Origin of the sequence: Hymenobacter arizonensis (assembly GCF_900115775.1) — a bacterium.
Taxonomy (GTDB): Bacteria; Bacteroidota; Bacteroidia; order Cytophagales; family Hymenobacteraceae; genus Hymenobacter; species Hymenobacter arizonensis.
Genome location: NZ_FOXS01000002.1, coordinates 404,056 through 425,874, shown reverse-complemented (window position 1 = coordinate 425,874; position 21,819 = coordinate 404,056). Strand labels below are relative to the sequence as shown.

Here is a 21,819-nt window from a genome sequence, read left to right as displayed (position 1 = left end):
CTTCTTTTTAGCTTTCCTTCATGACAAGCTTGCCCCTTTCCTCACGCCGCGCTCTAGTGGGCGGCTCCACTCAAGGCATTGGCCTGGCTGTGGCGGAAGCATTGGCGTCCCAGGGTGCCACGGTCACGCTTCTGGCACGCGACGCCGTACGGCTTCGGGAAGCAGCCGCGTCTCTGCCAACCCCACAAGACCAGGCTCACGACTTCATCGTGGCCGACTTTAGCGACCCCGAAACCCTGGCGGCGACCGTGCGCGAATACCTCAGCAGTGCGGGCACTGACTTCCACATCCTGGTCAACAACACGGGCGGCCCTCCCGGCGGCCCCCTGCTTTCAGCTACGCCCACCGATTTCCGGGCCGCTTTCGAGCAGCACCTTATTGCCAATCACTTACTGGCACAGGCCGTGGTGCCAGGCATGCAGGCGGCTGGCTTTGGGCGCATCATCAACATTGTGAGCACTTCTGTGAAAGTGCCCCTGCCCGGCCTGGGCGTGAGCAACAGCATTCGCGGGGCCGTGGCCAGCTGGGCCAAAACATTGGCCAATGAGTTGGGTCCGTTCGGCATCACGGTAAACAATGTGTTGCCGGGCGCCACCCTCACCCAGCGCCACACCTCGCTCATTGAGAAGAAAACCAGCCAAACCGGCCAGTCGGCCGAAGCCATCGAAGCAGAGATGTTGAAGCTGATTCCGGCCCGGCGCTTTGGTTTGGCCGAAGAAGTGGCCGCCGCCGTTGCGTTTCTGGCCTCGCCAGCGGCGGGCTACATCAACGGTACCAGCGTGCCTGTCGACGGCGGCCGCACAGGGGCACTTTAAAGCTGGCTTAGTGGCAAATCGTGAAACCTCCCTGGGCCACGGCACGCGCTTACACCCTCCAAAAACTACCTTTATTACTTCATAGCAGCGCCCAGCTTTTCACTTGTGGTAAAATTCGATACGCTATCCATTGTTATCCCGGTTTATAACGAGGCCCGCACCATCCATCAAATCTTGGATTTGTTGCGCGAGCTGGAGCTGGTGCATGACATCGGCAAAGAGATTATTCTGGTCGATGACTGCTCTACCGATGGCTCCAGCGATACCATTCGGGCGTACGCAGCGCGCCACCCCGAAATGGGCCTGCGCCTGCTTGAGCACACCGTCAACCAGGGCAAAGGCGCAGCCTTGCACACCGGCATCCGCGTGGCTACCGGCGACTACGTCATCATTCAAGACGCCGACCTGGAGTACGACCCCGAGGAGTACAACCTGCTGATTAAACCAGTGATGAAGGGCTTCGCCGATGTCGTTTTCGGCTCACGTTTCATGGGCGGCAACCCGCACCGCATCCTGTTCTTCTGGCACAGCATCGGCAACAACGTCCTCACCTTCCTCTCGAACATGGTGACGGACCTGAACCTGACCGACATGGAAACCTGCTACAAGCTGTTTCGGCGCGACATCCTTCAGGGCTTGAAGCTGGAGGAGAAGCGTTTCGGTTTCGAACCCGAAGTGACCGCTAAGGTGGCCCGGGTAAAGGACGTGCGCGTGTACGAAGTGGGCATCAGCTACTACGGCCGCACCTACGCCGAGGGCAAAAAGATTGGCTGGCGCGATGGCTTTCGGGCCATCTACTGCATCATCAAGTACGGCTTGCTAGGCGCCTAAGTAAGTTTAGGGCGTTACCACGCTGACTTGAGCGTCAAGGCTTCGGCCTTGATGGCGCTGAGATAATAGGGCAAACCTCTCTCATTCGGCACAAAAAGATTAAACACGTTGTCGGGCTGAGCATCGGCGGGCTTGGGATGCGTGCAGCTACATAGTAACCCCTTGTTGGTTGGTTCTGATAACATTCAGAAGGCGTAAGCTTTTCTTAAAGAGTAGTGATAAGCGCGTAAATATTAGTGTCTTTTGTCGCAGACGGCTACTGGTTTTTCATTGGGTTGTGATGTAGCACTGTGTGATTTAATGATATAAGGAGGTCATGACTATACCTCACTTAAGGACATCACATAGGAAAAGCATGAAGCGATTTGATGCTTTACCCATAGGTAGGCCTCAGTTTATCTACTCATCTGGCTACTACTCTGCGCCCATCAAGGCAAAACGCAAAAAAGAACCCTTTTCAATCAGGGCCTATTTTTGACTTCCTCACCCGCCTCCTGCCCATGCTCCGCATTCAGAATTACATCAACGGCCAACTGATGCCGCCCCAATCCGGCCACTACCTCGATAACATCGAGCCCGCCACCGGCCAGGTCTACGGCGAAATCCCGGATTCTGGAGCGTCAGATGTAGCTGCCGCCGTGGCAGCCGCCGAAGCAGCCCTGCCGGCTTGGCGGGCCCGCTCGGCTGAGGAACGTGGCCGCTTGTTGGTGCGCATTGCTGCCCTAATTGACGCTAACATCGAGCGCCTCGCCCACGCCGAAAGCCAAGACAATGGCAAGCCCCTGAGCTTGGCGCGAGTGATGGACATCCCGCGGGCGGCCTCCAATTTTCATTTTTTCGGCACGGCGGCCGAGCATTTTGCCAGCGAGGCCCACATGCAGGAGGGTGTGGCTCTCAACTACACGGTGCGCCATCCCATCGGCGTAGTTGGGTGCATTTCGCCCTGGAACCTGCCGCTGTACCTGTTTACCTGGAAAATTGCGCCAGCCCTGGCGGTGGGCTGCTGCGTGGTGGCCAAACCATCGGAAATCACGCCGGCTACGGCTTTTCTGCTGGGTGAGTTGTGCATAGAAGCAGGCTTGCCGCCGGGTGTGCTCAACATCGTCCATGGCACGGGCCCAGGCTGTGGGCAGGCCATAGTAGAACACCCGGGCATCAAGGCCATTAGCTTCACGGGCGGCACGGCTACGGGGCGTCACTTGGCCCGCACGGCTGCGCCCATGTTTAAAAAGCTCAGTCTGGAGCTAGGGGGCAAAAACCCCAACCTTGTGTTTGCCGACTGCGAATTGGCTGCGGCCGTGGCCACCAGCATCCGCAGCAGCTTTGCCAACCAGGGACAGATTTGCTTGTGCGGCTCCCGTATCTTTATCGAGCGGCCGATTTATGAGGATTTCAAAGCTGAGTTTCTAAAGCAACTCGAGACCCAGAAGATTGGCGACCCATTGGACGCGACAACCAAGCAAGGGGCGCTCGTGAGCGAAGCACACCTGAATAAGGTGTTGGATTACATCAAGCTGGCGCATGAGGAGGGCGGCGTGTTATTGGCGGGCGGCCAGCGTGCTACCGTGCCCGGACGTTGCGCCGACGGGTACTTCCTGGAGCCCACCGTGTTCGAAAACCTGCCGCACGACTGCCGCACCAACCAGGAGGAAATTTTCGGCCCCGTAGTCACGCTCACACCTTTTGATACCGAGGCGGAAGCCGTTGCCTGGGCCAATTCCACCGACTACGGCCTGTCGGCCACCGTCTGGACCGCAAACCTCAATCGGGCCCACCGCGTGGCCCAATCCCTGCACAGCGGCATTGTGTGGGTGAACACTTGGTTGCACCGCGACCTGCGCACGCCCTTTGGCGGCATGAAAAACTCTGGGGTGGGGCGAGAAGGCGGGTTGGAGGCGTTGCGCTTCTTTACCGAGGCGCAGAACGTGTGCGTGAAGTTCTAAGCATCGGCGGGTTAGGTTACTTAATTAAGCGAATGGTAATTCTAACCCCGCCCTGCCCCTTACCTTTGCAGGCTGAACCACCCGCCTGCTTGCATGCCCCACTCTGCCTCTGATTACTATGCCCATCCCACGGCCGTCCTCGACGAGGGCTGCCAGATAGGTTCAGGCAGCCGCATTTGGCACTTTTGCCACATTTGCGCCGGCGCCGACTTAGGGGAGCAGTGCAATCTGGGGCAGAATGTGTTCGTGGCCGACGGCGTGACTTTGGGCCGTAACGTGAAAGTGCAGAACAACGTGAGCCTCTACGGCGGCGTTATCTGCGAAGACGATGTATTCCTGGGACCTTCGGTGGTATTCACCAATGTAAAAAACCCGCGCAGCGCCGTGCCGCGCAAGGGCGCCGAACAGTACCAGACCACCTACCTGGAACAGGGCGTAACCATTGGGGCTAATGCTACCATTGTGTGCGGGGTGCGCCTGGGGCGCTATGCTTTTGTGGGAGCGGGCAGCGTAGTTACGCACGACGTGCCCGCTTATGCCCTCGTCTACGGCACGCCCGCCCGGCCGCAGGGCTGGATGAGTGCCTACGGCCACCGCCTAACCTTCAATACCAACCGCCGCGCCACCTGCCCCGAAAGTGGGGAAATGTACGAGCTGAGTTCTGATGGTAAATCGATTCAGCCAGTAGCGCGGGTTACTACTAAGTTGCCGAAAATCAGCAACTAATAATTAAGAATTAGCAACTGACAATTACTCAAGTGTACGACAAACTATTGCGCAAAGAGGCCACCCTGGCCGTCATCGGCCTCGGCTACGTGGGCTTGCCCATCGCCCTCGAATTCGCGAAGCAACTCAAGGTCATTGGTTTCGATATCAACGCCGGCCGCGTGGCCCAGATGAAGCAGGGCATTGACCCCAGCGGCGAATTGGAGAAAAAGGATTTTGAGGGCTGCGACATCACCTTCACCGACTCGCTGGAGGTGTTGCGTCAGGCCCAGTTCTACATTGTGGCCGTGCCCACGCCCATTGACGAGCACGCCCAGCCCGACCTCAAGCCGCTCCTCGGCGCGTCGTCGTCGGTAGGCAAGGTCCTGAAAAAGGGCGATTACGTGGTATTTGAAAGCACGGTGTACCCTGGCTGTACCGAGGAAGACTGCATTCCGGTAATGGAAAAGCTGTCGGGCCTGAAGTTTCCGAACGATTTCAAAGTGGGTTACTCGCCCGAGCGCATCAACCCCGGCGATAAGGAGCACACCCTGCGCCGCATCGTGAAAGTGGTGTCGGGCAACGACGAGGAAGCCCTCGAAACCGTAGCCAAAGTGTACGAACTGGTGGTCGATGCCGGCGTGCACCGCGCCAGCAGCATTCGAGTGGCCGAAGCCGCCAAAATCATCGAAAACACGCAGCGCGACGTCAACATCGCGTTGATGAACGAGCTGTCGATGATTTTCGACCGCATGAGCATCAACACCTACGAAGTACTGGAAGCCGCCGGCACCAAGTGGAACTTCCTGAAGTTCTCGCCCGGCCTGGTAGGCGGCCACTGCATCGGCGTCGACCCTTATTACCTGACCTACAAGGCCAAAGAGCTGGGCTACGACGCCAAGGTTATCCTGAGCGGCCGCACCACCAACGATAACATGGGTGCCTACATCGCCCGTAAGACGGTGCAGATGATGATTAAGAAAGGCAAGGACGTGGCCCGTAGCCGCGTGCTCGTGATGGGCGCCACCTTTAAGGAAAACGTGGAAGACATTCGCAATTCCAAAGTGGCCGATGTAATTCAGGAACTGAAGAACTTCTCGGTAAACGTCGACATCATCGACCCCCACGCCGACTCCGATGAGCTGCACCATGAATACGGTTTCCGCCTCACGCCCAACGACGACGTGCGCACCGATTACGACGCCGTTATCGTCGCCGTGAGCCACTTGCCTTACGCTGCCAAGGACGAAGCATATTTTCAGTCCATCACTTCCGAAAACGCCGTACTGGTAGATATCAAGGGCCTGTACCGCGGCAAGATGAAGGAGCTGCAGTATTGGAGCTTGTAGTATTTTAAGTTATTGGCTAGTAGCTAATAGCCGTTAGCTTCGTTCGCGGAGTCAGACGGCAAGCTATTAGCCAATAACAATCAGCTAATAGCCAAAAGAAATGAAAAAAATTCTCGTTACAGGCGGCGCCGGCTACATTGGCTCGCACGCCGTGGTAGAACTGTACCAAGCCGGTTATCAGCCGGTCATTGTTGACAACTTCAGCAACTCGGAAGAGTCGGTGCTGGCGGGTATCGAATCCATTTTGGGCGTTGCCGTGCCTACTTATCGCGTCGATTGCGCCGATGAAGCCGCGCTACGGGGCGTGTTTGAGGCCGAGCCGAACATTGCGGGCGTCATTCACTTTGCCGCTTTTAAGGCCGTAGGCGAATCGGTGCAAAAGCCTCTGGCTTACTTCCAGAACAACGTAGGTTCTCTGCTCACGCTTCTGGCTGTAATGCCTGAGTTTGGCGTTGAAAACCTGGTGTTTTCGTCTTCCTGCACCGTGTATGGCATTCCCGATGCCCTGCCCGTGACGGAGGCCACGCCGACCAAGCCAGCCTCCTCGCCCTACGGGCGCACCAAGCAGATGTGCGAAGAAATCATCCACGACGTGTCGGGCGCACCGGACAACAAGCTGCGCACCATCTTGCTGCGTTACTTCAATCCCATTGGCGCCCACGATTCGGCCAAGATTGGCGAATTGCCCTTGGGCGTGCCCAACAACCTTGTTCCGTTCATCACCCAAACGGCGGCCGGCATCCGCGAGAAGCTGACCATTTTTGGCAACGACTATGACACGCCCGATGGCACCAACATTCGGGATTACATCCACGTGGTAGACCTCGCCAAGGCCCACATTGTGGCCGTGCAGCGCCTGCTAGACCACAAGGCCGACGAAACCGTGGAGACGTTTAACGTAGGCACGGGCAATGGCAATACGGTACTTGATGTTGTGCAGACTTTTGAGAAAGCCAGCGGGCAGAAGCTGAACTACGTAATCGGCCCGCGCCGTCCCGGCGACGTGCCCGCCATCTACGCCGACGCCACGAAAGCGGAGCAGGTGCTCGGTTTTAAAACCGAAACTTCGCTGGCCGATTCCCTGGCCAGCGCGTGGAAGTGGCAGCAGACCCTGAAAAAGTAATTGTCATGCTCACGAAGGAAGCATCTTATCACGGCTGCTTTCGTCAGGCTTACTAACCCTAGAGGCGCAGACGTGATAAGGTCCTTCGTTGCGCTCATGATGACAGAAATATTATGAAAATCCTCATCACCGGCGGCGCCGGCTTCATCGGTTCCCACGTCGTACGCTTGTTCGTAACGAAGTACCCGGAATACCAGATTCTCAACCTCGACGCGCTGACTTACGCCGGCAACCTGGAAAACCTGCGCGACATTGAGAGCGCCCCGAATTATCGCTTTATCAAAGGGGATATTTCTGACCAGGCGTTTGTCGACCAGCTGTTTGCCCACGAGGAGCCCGACGCGGTGATTCACCTCGCAGCCGAGTCGCACGTGGACCGCAGCATCACCGACCCCATGGCGTTTGTGAAAACCAACGTCATTGGTACGGTGAACCTGCTCAATGCGGCCCGCCACCTGTGGCAGCCCGGTGGCTACGACGGCTACGTGTTCTACCACGTGAGCACCGACGAGGTCTATGGCTCGCTGGATTTTGGCCCGGAGATGTTTACGGAGGAAACGTCTTACGACCCCCGCTCGCCGTACTCGGCTTCCAAGGCCAGTTCCGACCACTTTGTGCGCGCCTGGCACCACACCTACGGCCTGCCCATCAAGCTGAGCAATTGCTCGAACAATTACGGCCCAAATCACTTCCCCGAAAAGCTGATTCCGCTGGCCATTCACCGCTTGCGTACCGGCCAGCCAGTGCCCGTATACGGCAAGGGCGAAAACGTGCGCGACTGGCTGTTTGTGAAAGACCACGCCACGGCCATCGATGCGGTGTTCCACAAGGGCAAAAACGGCGATACCTACAACATCGGCGGCGTAAACGAGTGGCAGAACCTGAAGCTGATTGAGCTGCTCTGCGACGTGGTAGACCAGAAAACCGGCCAGGAGCAGGGCACTTCGCGCAAGCTCATCAACTTTGTGACCGACCGCGCCGGCCACGACATGCGCTACGCCATCGACTCCAGCAAAATCATGAACGAACTGGGCTGGAAGCCGAGCGTAACCTTCGAGCAAGGCCTGGCCCAAACCGTGGATTGGTACCTCGAAAACGAGGAGTGGCTGAACAGCGTGACCAGCGGCGCTTACCAGGACTACAATCAGAAGCAGTAGGCGGGGCGCTAGCGCTTCAGTTAAGAGTTAAAAGTTAGGAGTTAAGAGTTGATGCTTAAGCAACTCTTAACTCCTAACTTTTAACTCTTAACTCCTAACTCCTAACTCTTAACTCTTAACTCAACGAAGTGTACGAAACCCCTTTCCACGAGCAGCCGCTCGATAACATCACGTTTCTCGTTACAGGCGGCGCGGGCTTCATCGGCTCCAACATCGTGGAGTACCTACTGAAATACAGCGTGAAGAAGGTGCGGACCTTGGATAACTATTCCAACGGCTTCCGCAAAAACCTGGCACTGTTTGCCGGTGATTCCCGACTGGAAATTATGGACGGCGACATCCGCGACGCGGCGGTGTGCGCTGCGGCCTGCGCGGGTGTCGACGTGGTGCTGCACGAAGCGGCGCTGGGCTCCGTGCCTCGCTCCATTAAGGACCCGGTGTTGACTAATGACGTGAACGTGGGTGGCTTCGTGCAAATGCTGACCGCTGCCAAAGACGCCGGCGTGAAGCGCTTCGTGTACGCGGCTTCTTCCTCGACCTACGGCGACCACCCCGGCTTACCCAAAGTGGAGGACCGTATTGGCAAGCCGCTCTCGCCCTACGCCGTCACCAAGTATGCCAACGAGCTGTACGCCGACGTCTTCGGCCGCACCTACGGCATGGAAATCATTGGCCTGCGCTACTTCAACATCTTCGGCCCGCGCCAGGACCCAGGCGGAGCTTACGCCGCTGTGATTCCGCTGTTTATCGACGCCATTCTGCAAAACCAGCCGCCTACGCTCAACGGCGACGGCGGCCAGACCCGCGACTTTACCTTCGTGGAGAACTGCGTGCAGGCCAACATTCGCGCCGCGCTGGTGCAGAATCCGGCAGCGTTAAACCAGGTGTACAACATTGCTGTAGGCGACCGCACGTCGTTGGTGGAGATGTACGACATCCTGCGGGAGGAAGCTGGCTCGGACCTGGCGCCCAAGTTTGGGCCCGACCGCGCCGGGGATATTCGCGACTCGCTCGCTGATATTTCCAAGGCCAACAACCTGCTCGGCTACGACCCCAAAGTGCGCATCCGCGAAGGCCTGCGCCAGACCTTGGAGTGGTTCAAAGCCAATCAGGAGTTCATTCAGGCCCGAGATTAAATCGTTGTCATGCTGACGAAGGAAGCATCTTATCACGGCTGACTTCGCCAGAACTACCAATCCCTGCGGTGCAAGCGCGATAAGATGTTTCGCTCCGCTCAACATGACAGTTTACTCATGAAAGGAATTATTCTCGCCGGCGGCTCCGGCACCCGCCTGCACCCGCTCACCCTTGCTGTGTCCAAGCAACTGATGCCGGTGTACGACAAGCCGATGATTTATTATCCGCTGTCGATTCTGCTCATGGCAGGTATCCGGGAAGTGCTGATTATCACCACACCCCACGACCAGGCACAGTTCCAGAAGCTGCTCGGCGACGGCAAGAATCTGGGCTGTGATTTCCAGTACGCGGTGCAGGAAGTGCCCAACGGCCTAGCTCAAGCCTTCGTTATTGGCGCCGATTTTATTGGTGACGACAAGGTGGCCCTAGTGCTCGGCGACAATATTTTCTACGGCGCGGGCCTGGAAGAATTGCTCAAATCCAACAGCAACCCAACCGGCGGTGTGGTATTTGCCTACCACGTGCACGACCCCGAGCGCTACGGCGTGGTGGAGTTCGATGGTGATAAAAAGGCCCTCAGCATCGAGGAAAAGCCGGCCCAGCCCAAGAGCAACTACGCCGTGCCCGGCCTGTATTTCTATGACAACGACGTCATCGAAATCGCCCGCAACCTAGAGCCTAGCTCACGGGGTGAATACGAAATCACAGACGTAAACCGCGAGTACCTGAAGCGGGGCACGCTAAAGGTCGGCATTCTCGGCCGCGGCACTGCCTGGCTCGACACCGGCACGTTTGAAAGCCTGATGCAGGCCGGCGAATTTGTGCGTGTGATTGAGCAGCGCCAGGGCCTGAAAGTTGGTGCCATTGAAGAAATTGCTTACCGCCAAGGATTTATCGATGCCGACCAGCTCCGTGCTATCGCCGCGCCGCTGCGCAAAAGCGGCTACGGCGACTACCTCATGCACCTGCCCGAGCAGCTGGTGATGGCCGAGTAGTCAGGCCGGGGATTTGTTCAACCCAAAAGCGCCCGCAGCCTTGTGTTGCGGGCACTTTTGGGTTGATTAGGTTATCGAGCCAACTTCTTGGAGGAAGATGGCTTCGCTTGCGTCGTTAGCAGCGGCAGTACGTCCTGCACCTCAAACAGCGAGCTATACAAAAGTTGCTCCTGGAGGAAAGCCACGTGGCTGGCACCAATTACCAAGACAATGCTTTGGTCGTGTTTGATATCGACGGCGCGAAGCAAGTTGGTGTAAATGCGCATGTTGCGCTTATAGAATTCCCCGGCCAGGTCGGCGCCCACATAATTGCTGCTGCCACCCACCCGGGCCAGCGTGAGCAGGTAACTATCCATGTTGCCACGCATAAACTCGGTAGAATTGAACCGAGCCAGCTTCGCTACAAGTGTTTCGTTAGGGAGGTCTTTCAGGGCCTGTTCCGCGTCCAGGCCCACGGTGGTGCCTAGCCGGGCTTCCATCAGCTGGCGAATGCTGTCCGGCTGTGCGCTACTAAACGCACCATTTAACGTTTTTTCCTGGCCGTGAGCCTTGGCATATTTTAAGGCGCCCTCGTAGTCGAACACGCCGTCGGCATCGGCGCAGTACACGCGGGGCAGCTTCAGCTTGCTCGCCAGCCGGTAGCCCACTTGGTACACCTCGTTGTTGCCGAGCTTAAACTGATTATTGCGGTACAGCGCGTAGGTGCTGTCCACAAACGGTTGGTCTTTGAGTCTCCATTCCACAAACACTTTGTCGGCTTTGGTTTGGGCCAGTCGGGTTATCAGGTCTTCTACTTCCTGCTGCTTCTTAGTGGCTTCCATGTCAGTTTTGCTGCCTTTTACTACATCGGTTGCGGAGCCATCGAAGTGAAACGTTCCCACCAGATACACCTTGATTCTGGTGTGAGGCTGCGGGGGCTTCGTTTGAGCGGCAGCAGTAAGTGTAGTGCTGAGCAATAGGGCAAGCAGGAAGCGGATGGCGGCGGTCATTGGAGTAGTTGGTGAAGGTGATGAGGCAAAGGTGCCCGCTTACCCACGCGGTCAAAAGTCTATTATCCCAACCTGCTCAAACATTATCCCAACTCCCGGCAAGGAGACAAAAACGGTTATGTAAGTTCAAAGCCAGGGTTGGCATCTCAAAGGAGCGGGTTGGGATAAAATACCGATGTGCAGGTCAGGACATGGGTACTTTTAGCCCATGAATCAGAAGCGCATAGGGCTTTACCAGTTCCTGGGCTGGGGACTCCTCATCAGCTACGATGTGTGGTGGCGTGGCTTCCTATACACAGGACCGGCCAGCCGGGGGCACATCATGCTACTGGTGGTGACCTTCTGGCTGAGCCTACTGGTACTCTTTTATTACTGCCTGCTGCTGGTATTTCCGCAGGGCATTCGTCGGGGACGGTGGGGCCTGCTGGTGTTAGGGCTGCTCGGAACTCCGGTAGTGTTTGCGGGTACTCGCTATGGGCTGGAAGAGGGGTTGCTGCCGCTGCTGTTTGGGTTAAGCAACTATTCGCCCGATACCACGCTTCTCTATTACTTGGTCGATAACCTGTATTTCCTTATACCTACGGTGGCGCTGGCGGCCGTGACGTGGAGCGTGCAGGAAGCCTTTAGCTTTCGTGAAAAAGAGCGCGAAAACCAACTCCAGTTTCAGGAATTGCAGCAGCAGAAAACGCAGGCCGAGCTCGCCTTTCTCAAAACGCAAATCAACCCCCATTTCCTCTACAACACGCTCAACTACATCTACTCGCTGGCGTACCCTGTGTCGGAGCCGCTGGCCGAGGCCGTGCTCAAGCTCTCGGCCCTGATGCGCTACATGCTGCAGGAAAGCCCCGACGGACAGGTGGCCGTGCAAAACGAAGTCGATTACCTGGAGAATTACCTGTCCATCTACCGGCTGCGCTTCGAGAACAACTTCTTTGTCAACTTTGACGTGCGCGGGCATCTCAACGGGCAGCGCGTGGCGGCACTGGTGTTGGTGCCATTCGTGGAGAATGCCATTAAGCACGGCATCACCGACAAATCTGACCGCCCGGTAGAAATAACGCTGCATCTTCGCCCCGACAACGGGCTCACTTTTGAGGTGCGCAACCACATTAACCAACACCAGAAAGACGCCACTACGGGCATAGGCCTCGCCAACATTAGGCGGCGGCTGGAGTTGCTGTACCCCGGCCGGCACGAGTTGGCCATTCACAACAACGGTACGGTGCACCACGCCCGGCTGGAGCTATTATTCACCTGAAAACTGCCTTCATGCTGCGCTGCATTGCCGTCGACGACGAAGCCTACGCCAGCCGGCTTCTGGCGGCTTACATCGAGAAGGTGCCCTTTCTGGAATTGGTCGGGACCACGACCAAGCCCATCGAAGCCCTGCTTTGGGTCCAGGAGGGCCGGGCCGACCTGGTTTTTCTCGATATCCAGATGCCCGAGCTCACCGGCCTGCAGTTTCTGAAGCTGTGCGGCAACAAGTGCAAAGTCATCCTCACCACGGCCTACCCCGAATATGCGCTCGACGGCTACGAGCACGACGTGGTGGACTACCTGCTCAAACCCATTGCCTTCGACCGGTTCTTACGAGCGGCCCAGAAAGCCTATGCCTTGCTGACGCCTTCTCTGGCCCCGGCGCCCGCCCCAATGCCGCCGACGTTGGCCGCGCCTGCCCCGACCAACTACATGTTTGTGAAAGGCGACAGCAAAAACAAGTTCCAACGGGTCAGCCACGATGACATTCTCTACATCGAGGGCCTGAAAAACTACGTGTCCATCTTCGTGCCGGGCCAGCGCATCGTCACCTACCAAAGCCTGCGCGAGCTGGAAACGCAGCTGCCGCAGCCACCTTTCATGCGGGTGCACAAGTCCTACATCGTGTCGCTCAACCACATCCGGCTAATTGATGGAAATTCTCTAACCATTGGGCAGGAGAGCATCGCCGTTGGCGAAACGTACCGGAAAGCCTTCTTTAAGGTGATTCGGGATAAAGAATAGCCAGGTATCATTGCGAGGCGGTACCGACGTAAGTCAAATGGCTACTCGTCCAGGTATTGATGCACAAACTTGATGGCCATGCTGCCTTCGCCCACGGCCGAGGCCACGCGGGCCATGGCGCCGGCCCGGCTGTCGCCGGCCGCGAAAATGCCTGGTACACAGGTTTCGAGTAGAAACGGTTCGCGCTGCTTTTTCCAGGTAGCCGCAAAGCGGGAATCAGCCAGTAGGTCGCGGCCGGTAAGCAGGAAGCCTTTGCCATCGCAGAAAATCTGGTCGTTGACCCACTCGGTGCTGGGTTTCGCACCGATGAAGACGAACAAGGCCCGGGCCGGCCGTTTCTCCACAGTGCCGTTGATGTCGACCATCACGGCTTCGAGGTGGTCCTGGCCGCACACTTCTTTCACTTGCGAAAAGGGCAGCAGCTCGATGTTGGGCGTGCTGCGAATCTGCTCGATGAGGTAGGCCGACATGCTGGCGGCCAGGTCGGCCCCGCGGATAACGATGAACACCCGGCGGGCATACGTAGCCAAATACATGGCCGCCTGCCCGGCCGAATTGCCACCGCCCACGATGTACACGTCCTGCGCATCGCAGCTGCGAGCCTCGGTGCGGGCGGCACCGTAGTACACGCCGGCGCCGCTGAGGCGGTCCATGCCGGGCACATCGAGGGTGCGGTAGCTCACGCCGGTGGTCAGCACCACGGCCCGGGTGCTGATTTCGCTGCCGTCGCTGAGGGTGAGAACTTTGTAGCCGTCTTGCACGCACAGCTGGCTTACTTCCTGTGGGGCCAAAAACTCGGCGCCCAGGCGCACGGCCTGCGTCCAGGCGCGGTGCGTGAGCTCGGCGCCGCTCAGGCCGGTGGGGAAGCCCAGGTAATTTTCGATGCGCGAGCTGGTGCCGGCTTGGCCACCGGGGGTCTGGCGCTCAATGATGAGTGTTTTGAGGCCCTCGCTGGCACCGTACACGGCGGCAGCCAGCCCGCTGGGGCCGGCGCCCACTACCACCACGTCGTACATCTCCTGCGTGGCCTTGCTGTTGATGCCCAGGTGTTGCGCCAGCGAAGCCTTCGTTGGGTTGGGCACGGCGGTGCCATCGGCACAAATGACTAGTGGCAGGTCGGTGGAGTTGTAGCCGCTGGCTTTTAGCAGCTCCTGCGCTTCGGGTTGGGTTTCAAAATCCAGCCACTGGTAGCCCACCATGTAGCCGCTGAGAAAATCCTTGAGCTCGTGCGAGAGCGGCGACCACTGAAACCCGATGAGCCGGAGGCCACCGTAGCGGGGCTTGTGGGCGGCCTGCCAGGCATTGAGCAAGTCGTGCAGGGTGGGGAACAGCAGCTGCTCGGGCGGGTCCCAGGGCTTCATCAGGTAGTGGTCGAGCCGGGCGGAGTTGATGGCCCGAATGGCGGCTTCGGTGTCGGCATAGGCCGTGAGCAGCACGCGCTTGGCGTCTGGAAACAGGTCGCGCGAGGCGGTGAGCAGCTCCACGCCCTCCAAATCGGGCATGCGCTGGTCGGCCACGATGAGGGCCAGCGACTCCTCCTTCACGCGCAGCTCCTGCAGCGTCGTCAGGGCCTCGGGGCCGGAGCCGACGCGCAAGATGCGGTAGTCTTTGCCGAACTCCTGCCGCAGGTCGCGGGTAATGGCGGCCAGTACTTGCGGGTCGTCGTCAACAGCTAAGATGAAGGGCTTATTGGAGGCCATGATGTCGTTTAATTAAAGCAAAGCGTATCAGCGGAGTGGCACCCAACCAATGTGGACGCAGGACTAATACGACAGGTAAAAAGGTGGTAAAAAGCTGATTTTTCGACTGCGGAAAGCAAGATGTACTGAGCTAAGCCAAGGGCGTGGCCACCGGCAACCACGCGCAAAATTCAGTGTGGCCGGGGCGGGAGCTGGCTTCAAGGCGTCCATCGTGCTGCCTGATGATGCGCTGGGCAATGTCCAGGCCCAGGCCAGAGCCCGCGCCGGCTTGCTTGGTGGTGTAAAACGGCTCAAAGATGTGCGGCAGCACATCGCCCGGGATGCCCGCACCATTATCAATCAGAAAAACGCGCACAAAAGCTCCCTCCACGCGGGTCCGAAGGGTGAGCTCGCCGCCCTGGGCCGGCAGCGCGTCGATGGCGTTGTCGATGAGGTTGGTCCACACTTGGTTCAGGCTGCTTACCTGGCCCCTAATTTGGGGCAGGCCCGGGGCGTAGTCGCGGGTGAGGTGCACGTTCTTTTGGCGTAGCTCGAAGCCCAGCATGTTGAGCGTGCTATCGAGCCCGGCGGTGACGTCGAGCAGCTCAAAGCCACCGGCGCGGTCCATGTGCGAGTACGTTTTCACATCGGCCACCAGCTTGCTGATGCGGCTGCCGGCCTCCTGTACGTCGCGGATGAGCTGCATGGTGCTCTGCTGGGATTCCAGCCAGGCAAAGGCCGCGGGGCGAGCGGGCAGGGGCAGAACTTCGGCCGCCGTGGCTAATATTTCGGCGGTCAAGCCGGTTTCGAGCAGGCCCGGGGCCAGCTCATACCCGTTGGGTACGCCTTGCTCGGTCAGCCAGTCGGCCAACTCATCTTCGCGCGCCGAACGCTGCAGGGGCGAGAGGTGCAGCGGTGGCGTGGCGCTTTGGGCCATGGGCACTGCCAGGGCGGTGAAGGCGCAAAGAGCCTCTGGGTTGGAGCACTGCTCAATGAGCCTCTGCAGGAGATGCGGCTTGATGGCGGCGCGGTCGGCCAGGGCCTGGGAGGCGCGGGCGATGGCAGCGGCGGGGTTATTCAGCTCGTGCGCCAAGCCGGCCGAGAGCTTGCCCAGGGCCCGCAGCTTGTCGTCGCGCTCCTGGCTCCGGGCCTCGTCGCGGGCGCGGTCGCTCATTAGGGCTACGAGGCGCTGTACTAGCTCGGGGCTGACTTGTTCGAGGGCCGGGAATTGGTCGCGGTGCAACAGGTACAGCACCGTGTGCCCCACAGCCAACCCAAGGCCGATGCTGATGCGCAGCCGGGAGTAGGGCAGCACGCCGCTCACCTGGCCCTTTTCAACCCGAAACCGGGGCTCGCGGGTGCCGTTTTGCAGGGTGTAGAACTGGATGCCGCCCTGAAGAATAGCCATGAGGTACTCGGCTGGGTCGCCGGGCTGGGTAATGGAGCCGCCGTCGTCCAAGTCACGCCGTTCGCCGTGGGCCAGTAGCCATTCCAGCACGGTATCGGGGAGGCCCGCAAAGGCGGTGACAGTAGCCAGGTCGGAGGTGGTCAGGGCAAGCGTATCAGACATGGGTATGCGGCCCGGCAAGGGACAAAAAATGGAGCGTAGTAAGCCTGCGGCAAACGTACTTTGTAACTAGATTACAGACGGACAACTAGTTTTAATGCTTTATGAATGTAAGAATTTTACCAGAAGAGCCCGTCAGAAAAGCAAAGAGGTGCCGCGCTGCTTTATTAGGGGTCGTCTGTCTGGCGGTCAGCTTCATGGCTCACGCGCAGCAGGGGGCGCGCGTAGCCACGCGGGTCGATTCGCTGCGGGCCGCCCGGGACGGCAAGCCAACTTACTTCCCAGCGGTTTTCACCTTTGTGAGCGGCAAGCAGGCCCGGGGATACGTTAGGGATTATCGCAGCAACACCACCAACCAAGTGCGCTGTTACGAGCAGCCGCCCGACGTAATGCCGATGCCACCCGTGAAAGTTATCAGCATTGAGCGCCTGCAAAGCATGACCGTGGACGGGCACACGTTGGAGTCGCTGCATATGCGGGGTAAGCCCCTCAAAAGGCTCGCTGAGAACCTTGCTACACCTGGCCCTATGGAAATTTATGGCTACTCCGTTTCTAATTCTAATGGCACGCACGAGAAATATTATTGGTATGTGCGCAAGGCGGGCGGCGAGTTGCAGGAGGTGCCACGGGGCCATAAAGCCTTTGTAGAGTTCATGAGCAAGCAGTGCAGCAAGGCCCCCGCGCTGGCAGCCGAACTGCAGCAGTCGGCCAAAGCTGGTGGGGCTACCAAGTCGCGCTATCGGATTGATAACGCTCCCGAACTGGTGAGCCAATACAATGCCCTCGTAGCAGGCAAATAGGGATGAGCATGTAGCAACTGGCTGGGTGCAAAGTCAGCTACAATTGCCAGCCAAATTCCGTTTCAGAGGCACTTTTAATGCCTCAAATAGCTTATCTAAAGCTGACCTTATCATGCGTCAGTTTTCAAAATATGGCCAAAGCAAGAACTGTTTTTTTCTGCCAATCCTGCGGCGCTCAATCGGCGAAATGGATAGGCCGCTGCCCGGCGTGCGGCGAGTGGAATACCTACGTCGAAGAAGTCGTTCAGAAAGAAACCGTGGCCACCACCACCGGCCAGTGGAAGCCCGCCAGCACTGTGCCCGGCGGCAACCTTGTCAAAGCCGCCAAGTCGGTGCCGCTTGGCGATATTCTGGCCGAGGACGAACCCCGCATCATCACCCCCGACGGCGAACTGAACCGCGTGCTGGGCGGTGGCATTGTGCCCGGCTCCATTGTGCTCATTGGCGGCGAGCCCGGCATTGGCAAGAGCACGCTCATGCTCCAGATTGCCCTGAGCCTACGCAAGATGAAGGTGCTCTACGTGAGCGGCGAGGAAAGCGAGGCCCAGATTAAAATGCGCGCCGAGCGGATGGCCGACGGCCAGCACTCCGGCTGCTTCATCCTCACCGAAACCAACACCCAGAACATCTTCCGGCAGATTGACCAGGTGCAGCCCAACATCCTTGTCATCGACTCCATCCAAACCATGCACTCCACGCTGGTGGAGAGCGGCGCGGGCAGCGTGAGCCAGGTGCGCGAGTGCACCGCCGAGTTTCTGAAATTTGCGAAAGAAACCAGCACGCCGGTGCTGCTCATTGGCCACATCACCAAAGACGGCAGCATTGCCGGCCCGAAAATCCTGGAGCACATGGTGGACACCGTGCTGCAGTTTGAGGGCGACCGGCACATGAGCTACCGCATTCTGCGCACCACCAAAAACCGCTTCGGTAGCACCTCGGAGCTGGGTATTTACGAAATGCAGGGCGACGGCCTGCGCCAGGTGAGCAACCCTTCCGAAATCCTGCTCTCGCAGCGCGGCGAAAGCCTGAGCGGCATGGCCATTGGCGCCACGCTGGAAGGCAACCGGCCGCTGCTGGTGGAAGTGCAGGCCCTGGTCACGCCGTCCACCTACGGCACGCCCCAGCGCAGCAGCACCGGCTTCGATGCCAAGCGCCTGCAAATGCTGCTGGCCGTGCTGGAAAAGCGCGCCGGCCTGCGTTTAGGTCAGCACGATGTGTTTTTGAACATTGCCGGGGGCCTGCGCCTCGACGACCCCGCCCTCGACATGGCCGTGTGCGCAGCCGTGGTTTCTTCGCTAAATGATTTGCCCATTCCCGGCGATGTTTGCCTGGCGGCCGAAGTCGGCTTGAGCGGCGAGATTCGGGCGGTGTCGCGACTCGACCAGCGCCTGGCCGAAGCCGAAAAATTAGGATTCCGCGAGATGTATGTTTCGCAGTTTAATGGCAAGGGACTTGACCTGGCGCGATTTGGCTTAAAAGTGCACGCCGTGAGCCGCCTCGACGAAGTGTTGAACGGCTTATTCGGTTAGGGCGAAATTGCACTGATAATCAGTAGGTGCCTGCCATTGCCAACAACCACTAAATAGGCTTTTACCGGACGAGGTTAAAAATTACTGCGAAGCTGATTTGGATTTTATAAATCAAAAAGCCTTATCTTCGGAGTGCTGATAGGCTTTTACCGCGAATTCATATGTAAAGCTGGTCGGTGTTGTTGGTTTATATTCAGTTATCGGCGGTCGATGGTGGTCGTCTTCTGCTAGTTTTTTTGTGATATGATGTCAGCTTTCATCACTTGTGCGCGTCGCATGCTGGGAACGGCGCTGCTTGCGGCTCCCTTGTTGAGCTATGGGCAAAGCAAGCCTGCTCCAGCAAAAAATTCAGTCCAGCCCAAGCCGGTGCCTACGACGAGCGCAAGCCCGCGTAAGCCCGCCTCTAGTGCGGCAACCGTGAAAAAGGCTCCTGCCGCAAAGGCCGTGCAAACCAAAGCGGCGGCCCCTGCAACCGCCGCTGATGAAGTAGAAACTGCCGTGGCCCCTGCCGGAGCTCCTGTTGCGCCAGTTCCGGCGCCAGCAAAGCCCGCTCCGGTAGTTGCTGCTGTGGCAAAGCCAACGGGCACGGCGGTGCTCAGCGGCCGCATCACCAGCCCTACCACCGATTCGGTGGGGGTTACACTGCGCGAGAATCCCCTCGACCCCAAAGAAAAGCTCATTCGCGTTCCGCTGAATGAGAAAGGTGAATTTAAGCTGGTGATTCCTGTGTACGGCTCCACCAAAGCCGACCTGGTGTATGGCGACGACGTAGCGCCGCTGTTCCTGGACGCGGGCACCGATATGGATGTGCGCTTCAAGGGCAGCGACATGTCGGGAACCCTGAAATTTCGGCCCAACGATGTGCCTACCGGCTTGGCCACCAAGCTGCGCAACCGCGCCAACCTGAGCGAAGAGCAACGCCACCGCCAGCAGGCTGCCAACGCCAATAACTACCTCGTAGAGGCCGACGCCCAGTTTGTGGAAAACGACGGCTTCCAGGTATTGCCCGACAACATTCAACTGTACGAAGCGCCGTTCCTGTCGTTTTTGGAGTACCGCCGCAAGCACCAGTTCAACTTTCTGGAAGACCACGCTGCCAAGCAGTCCTTCACCCAGGATTTCTACAACTATGCCCGCGCCGAAGTGGTGTACGCCTACGCCAACGACCGGCTGACGTTCCAGGACCTGCGGGAGCAAGTGGTGAACACCGAAAGCCGCCTCAAAATGGCCCCGGACTACTACAACTTCCTGCGCGAGCCCGGCCTGCTCAACGAGCCCAATGCTATTCAGAGCGAGCTCTACCACGAGTTTTTGCTGAACTACATTCACTTCACCGTAGCCCAGGACAAGCGTCAGCGTTCCGACCCCGACTTCTACCCTGCCTCGTATGCGCTGGCTAGCAAGAAGCTCACTGGCCCTGTTCGGGCCATCGTTCTGGGCCGCATCCTGCAGGAGTCGTTCCGGTTTGGGCACGTGAAACAGTCGGCAGCCATGCTGGCCGACTATCGTACCTACGACCTTAAAAACCAGTATTACCCCACCTTGCAGGCCGACTTCGACCAGCACAAGGATTTTGCCATTGGCGCTCCCGCGCCCGATTTCAAGCTGGCCACAGCCGCAGGCGATACCGTGAATTTGCACGACTTTGCGGGCAAGCTGGTGTACCTGAACTTCTGGAAGAGCACCAACGGCTTGTGCCTGCGTGACCTGGCTTATGCGCAGGAGTTGATTAAGAAGTTTGAAGGCAAGAACATCACCTTCATCAACATTGCCCTCGATGAGAACGAGCAGGCCTGGCGCCAGCTGGTGACCGTGAAAAAACTGCCCGGAGTGCAAGTGCGCGTGCCCGGCGGTGGCTTGCGCTCGAAACTGGCCAGTGACTATGCTTTGCAGGAGGTGCCCACCTACATGTTGGTGGGTGAAGACGGCACCTTCCTCAACACCAAGCCCAAGCGCCTGAGTAGCCGCGCCGCCATCGACGAAATCAATCAGTCGTTTGGCAAGGCTAGTACGTATACCAGCGCCATCGATTTTCCGGCAACTAAAAAGTAACCGGCCGCAACACAACCGAAGTAGCGCGAACTTTGTAGTTCGCGTCCCCGCGCCAGTGGACGAACCCAGATGGCGCGGGGACGCGAACTACAAAGTTCGCGCTACTGCTTTATCCCGCTCCCATGTCTGTGCTCACCGATAGCCTGAACGTTTTGTCGAAAGCCACGCCGCTCCGCGTCTGGAACACGGTGCAGGTAGTCGGGTCGTACATCCTGAGCAAGCTCACGGGCAAGGCGCGGCTGGCGGGGCTGCCCATGGCCCTCAGCTTCGAGCCCACCACCAGCTGCAACCTGCGCTGCCCGGAGTGCCCCAGCGGGCTGCGCTCGTTCACGCGGCCCACGGGCATGCTGCCCGAGGACTTGTTTAAAAGGACGATTGATGAAGTGGCCAGCCGGCTCTGGTACCTTATTTTCTATTTTCAGGGCGAGCCGTATCTGCACCCGCAGTTTCTGGAGTTGGTGAAGTACGCGGCTGATAAGGGCATTTATACCGCCACCAGCACCAACGCCCACTACCTCAACGACCAGAACGCCCGCCGCACTGTGGAAAGCGGCCTGGACCGCCTCATCATCTCCCTCGACGGCACCACCCAGGAAGTATACCAACAGTACCGCGTGGGAGGCAAGCTGGAGAAAGTGCTGGAAGGCACCCGCAACATTGTGAAATGGCGCAAGGAATTGAAGTCGAGCACGCCGCGCATCATTTTTCAGTTTCTGGTGGTGCGGCCCAACGAGCACCAGATTGACGACGCCAGGCAACTGGCCGACGCCATGGGCGTGGACGACGTGTGGTTTAAAACCGCGCAGATTTACGACCACCAGCACGGTTCTCCGCTCATCCCTACCATTGACTACTACTCCCGCTACCAAAACAACCAGAATGGCACCTGGAGCCTGAAAAATAAGCTGGTGGACCACTGCTGGAAAATGTGGCACTCCTGTGTCATCACCTGGGACGGCCTGGTGGTGCCCTGCTGCTTCGATAAAGACGCCGAGTACCGGCAAGGCGACCTCAAGACCGAAACCTTCCGGCAGCTCTGGCAGGGGCCTAAGTACCAGCAGTTTCGCGGCAGCCTGCTCAAGGGCCGCGACCAGATTGAGATGTGTCGCAACTGCTCGGAAGGCACGAAGGTGTGGGGCTAGGCCCC

At 58.5% G+C, this 21,819-nt stretch carries 18 protein-coding genes; 15 read left to right on the top strand and 3 right to left on the bottom strand.

Going from position 1 to position 21,819, the window contains the following annotated elements; translation table 11 throughout:
- Window positions 1–20: 20 nt before the first annotated feature.
- The 9 genes from BMZ66_RS08180 to rfbA all read left to right on the top strand — a co-directional run bounded on the left by BMZ66_RS08180 (window position 21) and on the right by rfbA (window position 10,055).
- On the top strand, window positions 21–815 hold the full coding sequence (locus BMZ66_RS08180) for an SDR family oxidoreductase (protein WP_092670949.1): 795 nt from the start codon (window positions 21–23) through the stop codon (window positions 813–815).
- Window positions 816–920: 105 nt separating this feature from the next.
- On the top strand, window positions 921–1,646 hold the full coding sequence (locus tag BMZ66_RS08175) for a glycosyltransferase family 2 protein (protein ID WP_092670947.1): 726 nt from the start codon (window positions 921–923) through the stop codon (window positions 1,644–1,646).
- A gap of 500 nt (window positions 1,647–2,146) precedes the next feature.
- Window positions 2,147–3,589: an aldehyde dehydrogenase gene (locus BMZ66_RS08170; RefSeq protein ID WP_092670945.1), complete on the top strand. Its 1,443-nt coding sequence runs from the start codon at window positions 2,147–2,149 to the stop codon at window positions 3,587–3,589.
- A 93-nt stretch (window positions 3,590–3,682) separates the two neighbouring features.
- Window positions 3,683–4,315 carry an acyltransferase gene (locus BMZ66_RS08165; protein ID WP_092670943.1) on the top strand — a complete coding sequence of 211 codons (633 nt, stop codon included), beginning with the start codon at window positions 3,683–3,685 and terminating at the stop codon, window positions 4,313–4,315.
- Between the two features lie 32 nt (window positions 4,316–4,347).
- A complete protein-coding gene (locus tag BMZ66_RS08160) occupies window positions 4,348–5,643 on the top strand; it encodes a nucleotide sugar dehydrogenase (protein ID WP_092670941.1) in 1,296 nt (431 codons plus the stop codon).
- A gap of 100 nt (window positions 5,644–5,743) precedes the next feature.
- Window positions 5,744–6,766 (top strand): UDP-glucose 4-epimerase GalE, encoded by a 1,023-nt coding sequence (galE, locus tag BMZ66_RS08155; protein ID WP_092670939.1) that lies wholly within the window; start codon window positions 5,744–5,746, stop codon window positions 6,764–6,766.
- 113 nt (window positions 6,767–6,879) lie between these two features.
- Window positions 6,880–7,923 carry a dTDP-glucose 4,6-dehydratase gene (gene rfbB / locus BMZ66_RS08150; protein WP_092670937.1) on the top strand — a complete coding sequence of 348 codons (1,044 nt, stop codon included), beginning with the start codon at window positions 6,880–6,882 and terminating at the stop codon, window positions 7,921–7,923.
- Between the two features lie 128 nt (window positions 7,924–8,051).
- Window positions 8,052–9,059, top strand: coding sequence for an SDR family oxidoreductase (locus BMZ66_RS08145; RefSeq protein ID WP_092670935.1), 1,008 nt, complete (start codon window positions 8,052–8,054; stop codon window positions 9,057–9,059).
- 117 nt (window positions 9,060–9,176) lie between these two features.
- On the top strand, window positions 9,177–10,055 hold the full coding sequence (gene rfbA, locus BMZ66_RS08140; protein WP_092670933.1) for a glucose-1-phosphate thymidylyltransferase RfbA: 879 nt from the start codon (window positions 9,177–9,179) through the stop codon (window positions 10,053–10,055).
- A gap of 71 nt (window positions 10,056–10,126) precedes the next feature.
- On the opposite strand, the gene BMZ66_RS08135 is transcribed toward rfbA, so the two are convergent.
- A complete protein-coding gene (locus BMZ66_RS08135; protein WP_092670931.1) occupies window positions 10,127–11,044 on the bottom strand; it encodes a DUF5694 domain-containing protein in 918 nt (305 codons plus the stop codon).
- 208 nt (window positions 11,045–11,252) lie between these two features.
- Between BMZ66_RS08135 and BMZ66_RS08130 the strand changes: the two genes are divergently transcribed.
- Window positions 11,253–12,302, top strand: a complete 1,050-nt coding sequence (locus BMZ66_RS08130) for a sensor histidine kinase (protein ID WP_092670929.1) — start codon at window positions 11,253–11,255, stop codon at window positions 12,300–12,302.
- 11 nt (window positions 12,303–12,313) lie between these two features.
- Window positions 12,314–13,045: a LytR/AlgR family response regulator transcription factor gene (locus BMZ66_RS08125; protein ID WP_092670927.1), complete on the top strand. Its 732-nt coding sequence runs from the start codon at window positions 12,314–12,316 to the stop codon at window positions 13,043–13,045.
- Between the two features lie 41 nt (window positions 13,046–13,086).
- Here the strand turns inward: BMZ66_RS08125 and BMZ66_RS08120 are convergent, their stop codons facing one another.
- Together BMZ66_RS08120 and BMZ66_RS08115 are read right to left on the bottom strand one after the other, a co-directional pair.
- On the bottom strand, window positions 13,087–14,745 hold the full coding sequence (locus BMZ66_RS08120; RefSeq protein WP_092670925.1) for an NAD(P)/FAD-dependent oxidoreductase: 1,659 nt from the start codon (window positions 14,743–14,745) through the stop codon (window positions 13,087–13,089).
- Between the two features lie 130 nt (window positions 14,746–14,875).
- Complete coding sequence (locus BMZ66_RS08115) at window positions 14,876–16,294, bottom strand: sensor histidine kinase (protein ID WP_092670923.1); 1,419 nt, start codon at window positions 16,292–16,294, stop codon at window positions 14,876–14,878.
- A 194-nt stretch (window positions 16,295–16,488) separates the two neighbouring features.
- Between BMZ66_RS08115 and BMZ66_RS08110 the strand changes: the two genes are divergently transcribed.
- From BMZ66_RS08110 to BMZ66_RS08095, 4 genes are all read left to right on the top strand, one after another.
- Window positions 16,489–17,091 carry a hypothetical protein gene (locus BMZ66_RS08110; protein ID WP_092670921.1) on the top strand — a complete coding sequence of 201 codons (603 nt, stop codon included), beginning with the start codon at window positions 16,489–16,491 and terminating at the stop codon, window positions 17,089–17,091.
- Window positions 17,092–17,222: 131 nt separating this feature from the next.
- The gene (gene radA, locus BMZ66_RS08105) at window positions 17,223–18,620 is read left to right on the top strand and encodes a DNA repair protein RadA (RefSeq protein WP_092670919.1); all 1,398 of its coding nucleotides are present in this window, start codon (window positions 17,223–17,225) and stop codon (window positions 18,618–18,620) included.
- Window positions 18,621–19,037: 417 nt separating this feature from the next.
- Window positions 19,038–20,672: a TlpA family protein disulfide reductase gene (locus tag BMZ66_RS08100; protein ID WP_177204649.1), complete on the top strand. Its 1,635-nt coding sequence runs from the start codon at window positions 19,038–19,040 to the stop codon at window positions 20,670–20,672.
- 122 nt (window positions 20,673–20,794) lie between these two features.
- Window positions 20,795–21,814 (top strand): SPASM domain-containing protein, encoded by a 1,020-nt coding sequence (locus tag BMZ66_RS08095; protein WP_092670915.1) that lies wholly within the window; start codon window positions 20,795–20,797, stop codon window positions 21,812–21,814.
- Window positions 21,815–21,819: the final 5 nt, after the last annotated feature.

What these genes read in the sequence shown, in the direction of transcription:
- BMZ66_RS08130 (WP_092670929.1), top strand. Translation starts at nt 11,253, where the DNA reads ATGAATCAGAAGCGCATAGGGCTTTACCAGTTCCTGGGCTGGGGACTC.
- BMZ66_RS08125 (WP_092670927.1), top strand. Translation starts at nt 12,314, where the DNA reads ATGCTGCGCTGCATTGCCGTCGACGACGAAGCCTACGCCAGCCGGCTT.
- BMZ66_RS08170 (WP_092670945.1), top strand. Translation starts at nt 2,147, where the DNA reads ATGCTCCGCATTCAGAATTACATCAACGGCCAACTGATGCCGCCCCAA.
- BMZ66_RS08165 (WP_092670943.1), top strand. Translation starts at nt 3,683, where the DNA reads ATGCCCCACTCTGCCTCTGATTACTATGCCCATCCCACGGCCGTCCTC.
- radA (WP_092670919.1), top strand. Translation starts at nt 17,223, where the DNA reads ATGGCCAAAGCAAGAACTGTTTTTTTCTGCCAATCCTGCGGCGCTCAA.
- galE (WP_092670939.1), top strand. Translation starts at nt 5,744, where the DNA reads ATGAAAAAAATTCTCGTTACAGGCGGCGCCGGCTACATTGGCTCGCAC.
- rfbB (WP_092670937.1), top strand. Translation starts at nt 6,880, where the DNA reads ATGAAAATCCTCATCACCGGCGGCGCCGGCTTCATCGGTTCCCACGTC.
- BMZ66_RS08120 (WP_092670925.1), bottom strand. Translation starts at nt 14,745, where the DNA reads ATGGCCTCCAATAAGCCCTTCATCTTAGCTGTTGACGACGACCCGCAA.
- rfbA (WP_092670933.1), top strand. Translation starts at nt 9,177, where the DNA reads ATGAAAGGAATTATTCTCGCCGGCGGCTCCGGCACCCGCCTGCACCCG.
- BMZ66_RS08115 (WP_092670923.1), bottom strand. Translation starts at nt 16,294, where the DNA reads ATGTCTGATACGCTTGCCCTGACCACCTCCGACCTGGCTACTGTCACC.
- BMZ66_RS08095 (WP_092670915.1), top strand. Translation starts at nt 20,795, where the DNA reads ATGTCTGTGCTCACCGATAGCCTGAACGTTTTGTCGAAAGCCACGCCG.
- BMZ66_RS08180 (WP_092670949.1), top strand. Translation starts at nt 21, where the DNA reads ATGACAAGCTTGCCCCTTTCCTCACGCCGCGCTCTAGTGGGCGGCTCC.
- BMZ66_RS08135 (WP_092670931.1), bottom strand. Translation starts at nt 11,044, where the DNA reads ATGACCGCCGCCATCCGCTTCCTGCTTGCCCTATTGCTCAGCACTACA.
- BMZ66_RS08110 (WP_092670921.1), top strand. Translation starts at nt 16,489, where the DNA reads ATGGCTCACGCGCAGCAGGGGGCGCGCGTAGCCACGCGGGTCGATTCG.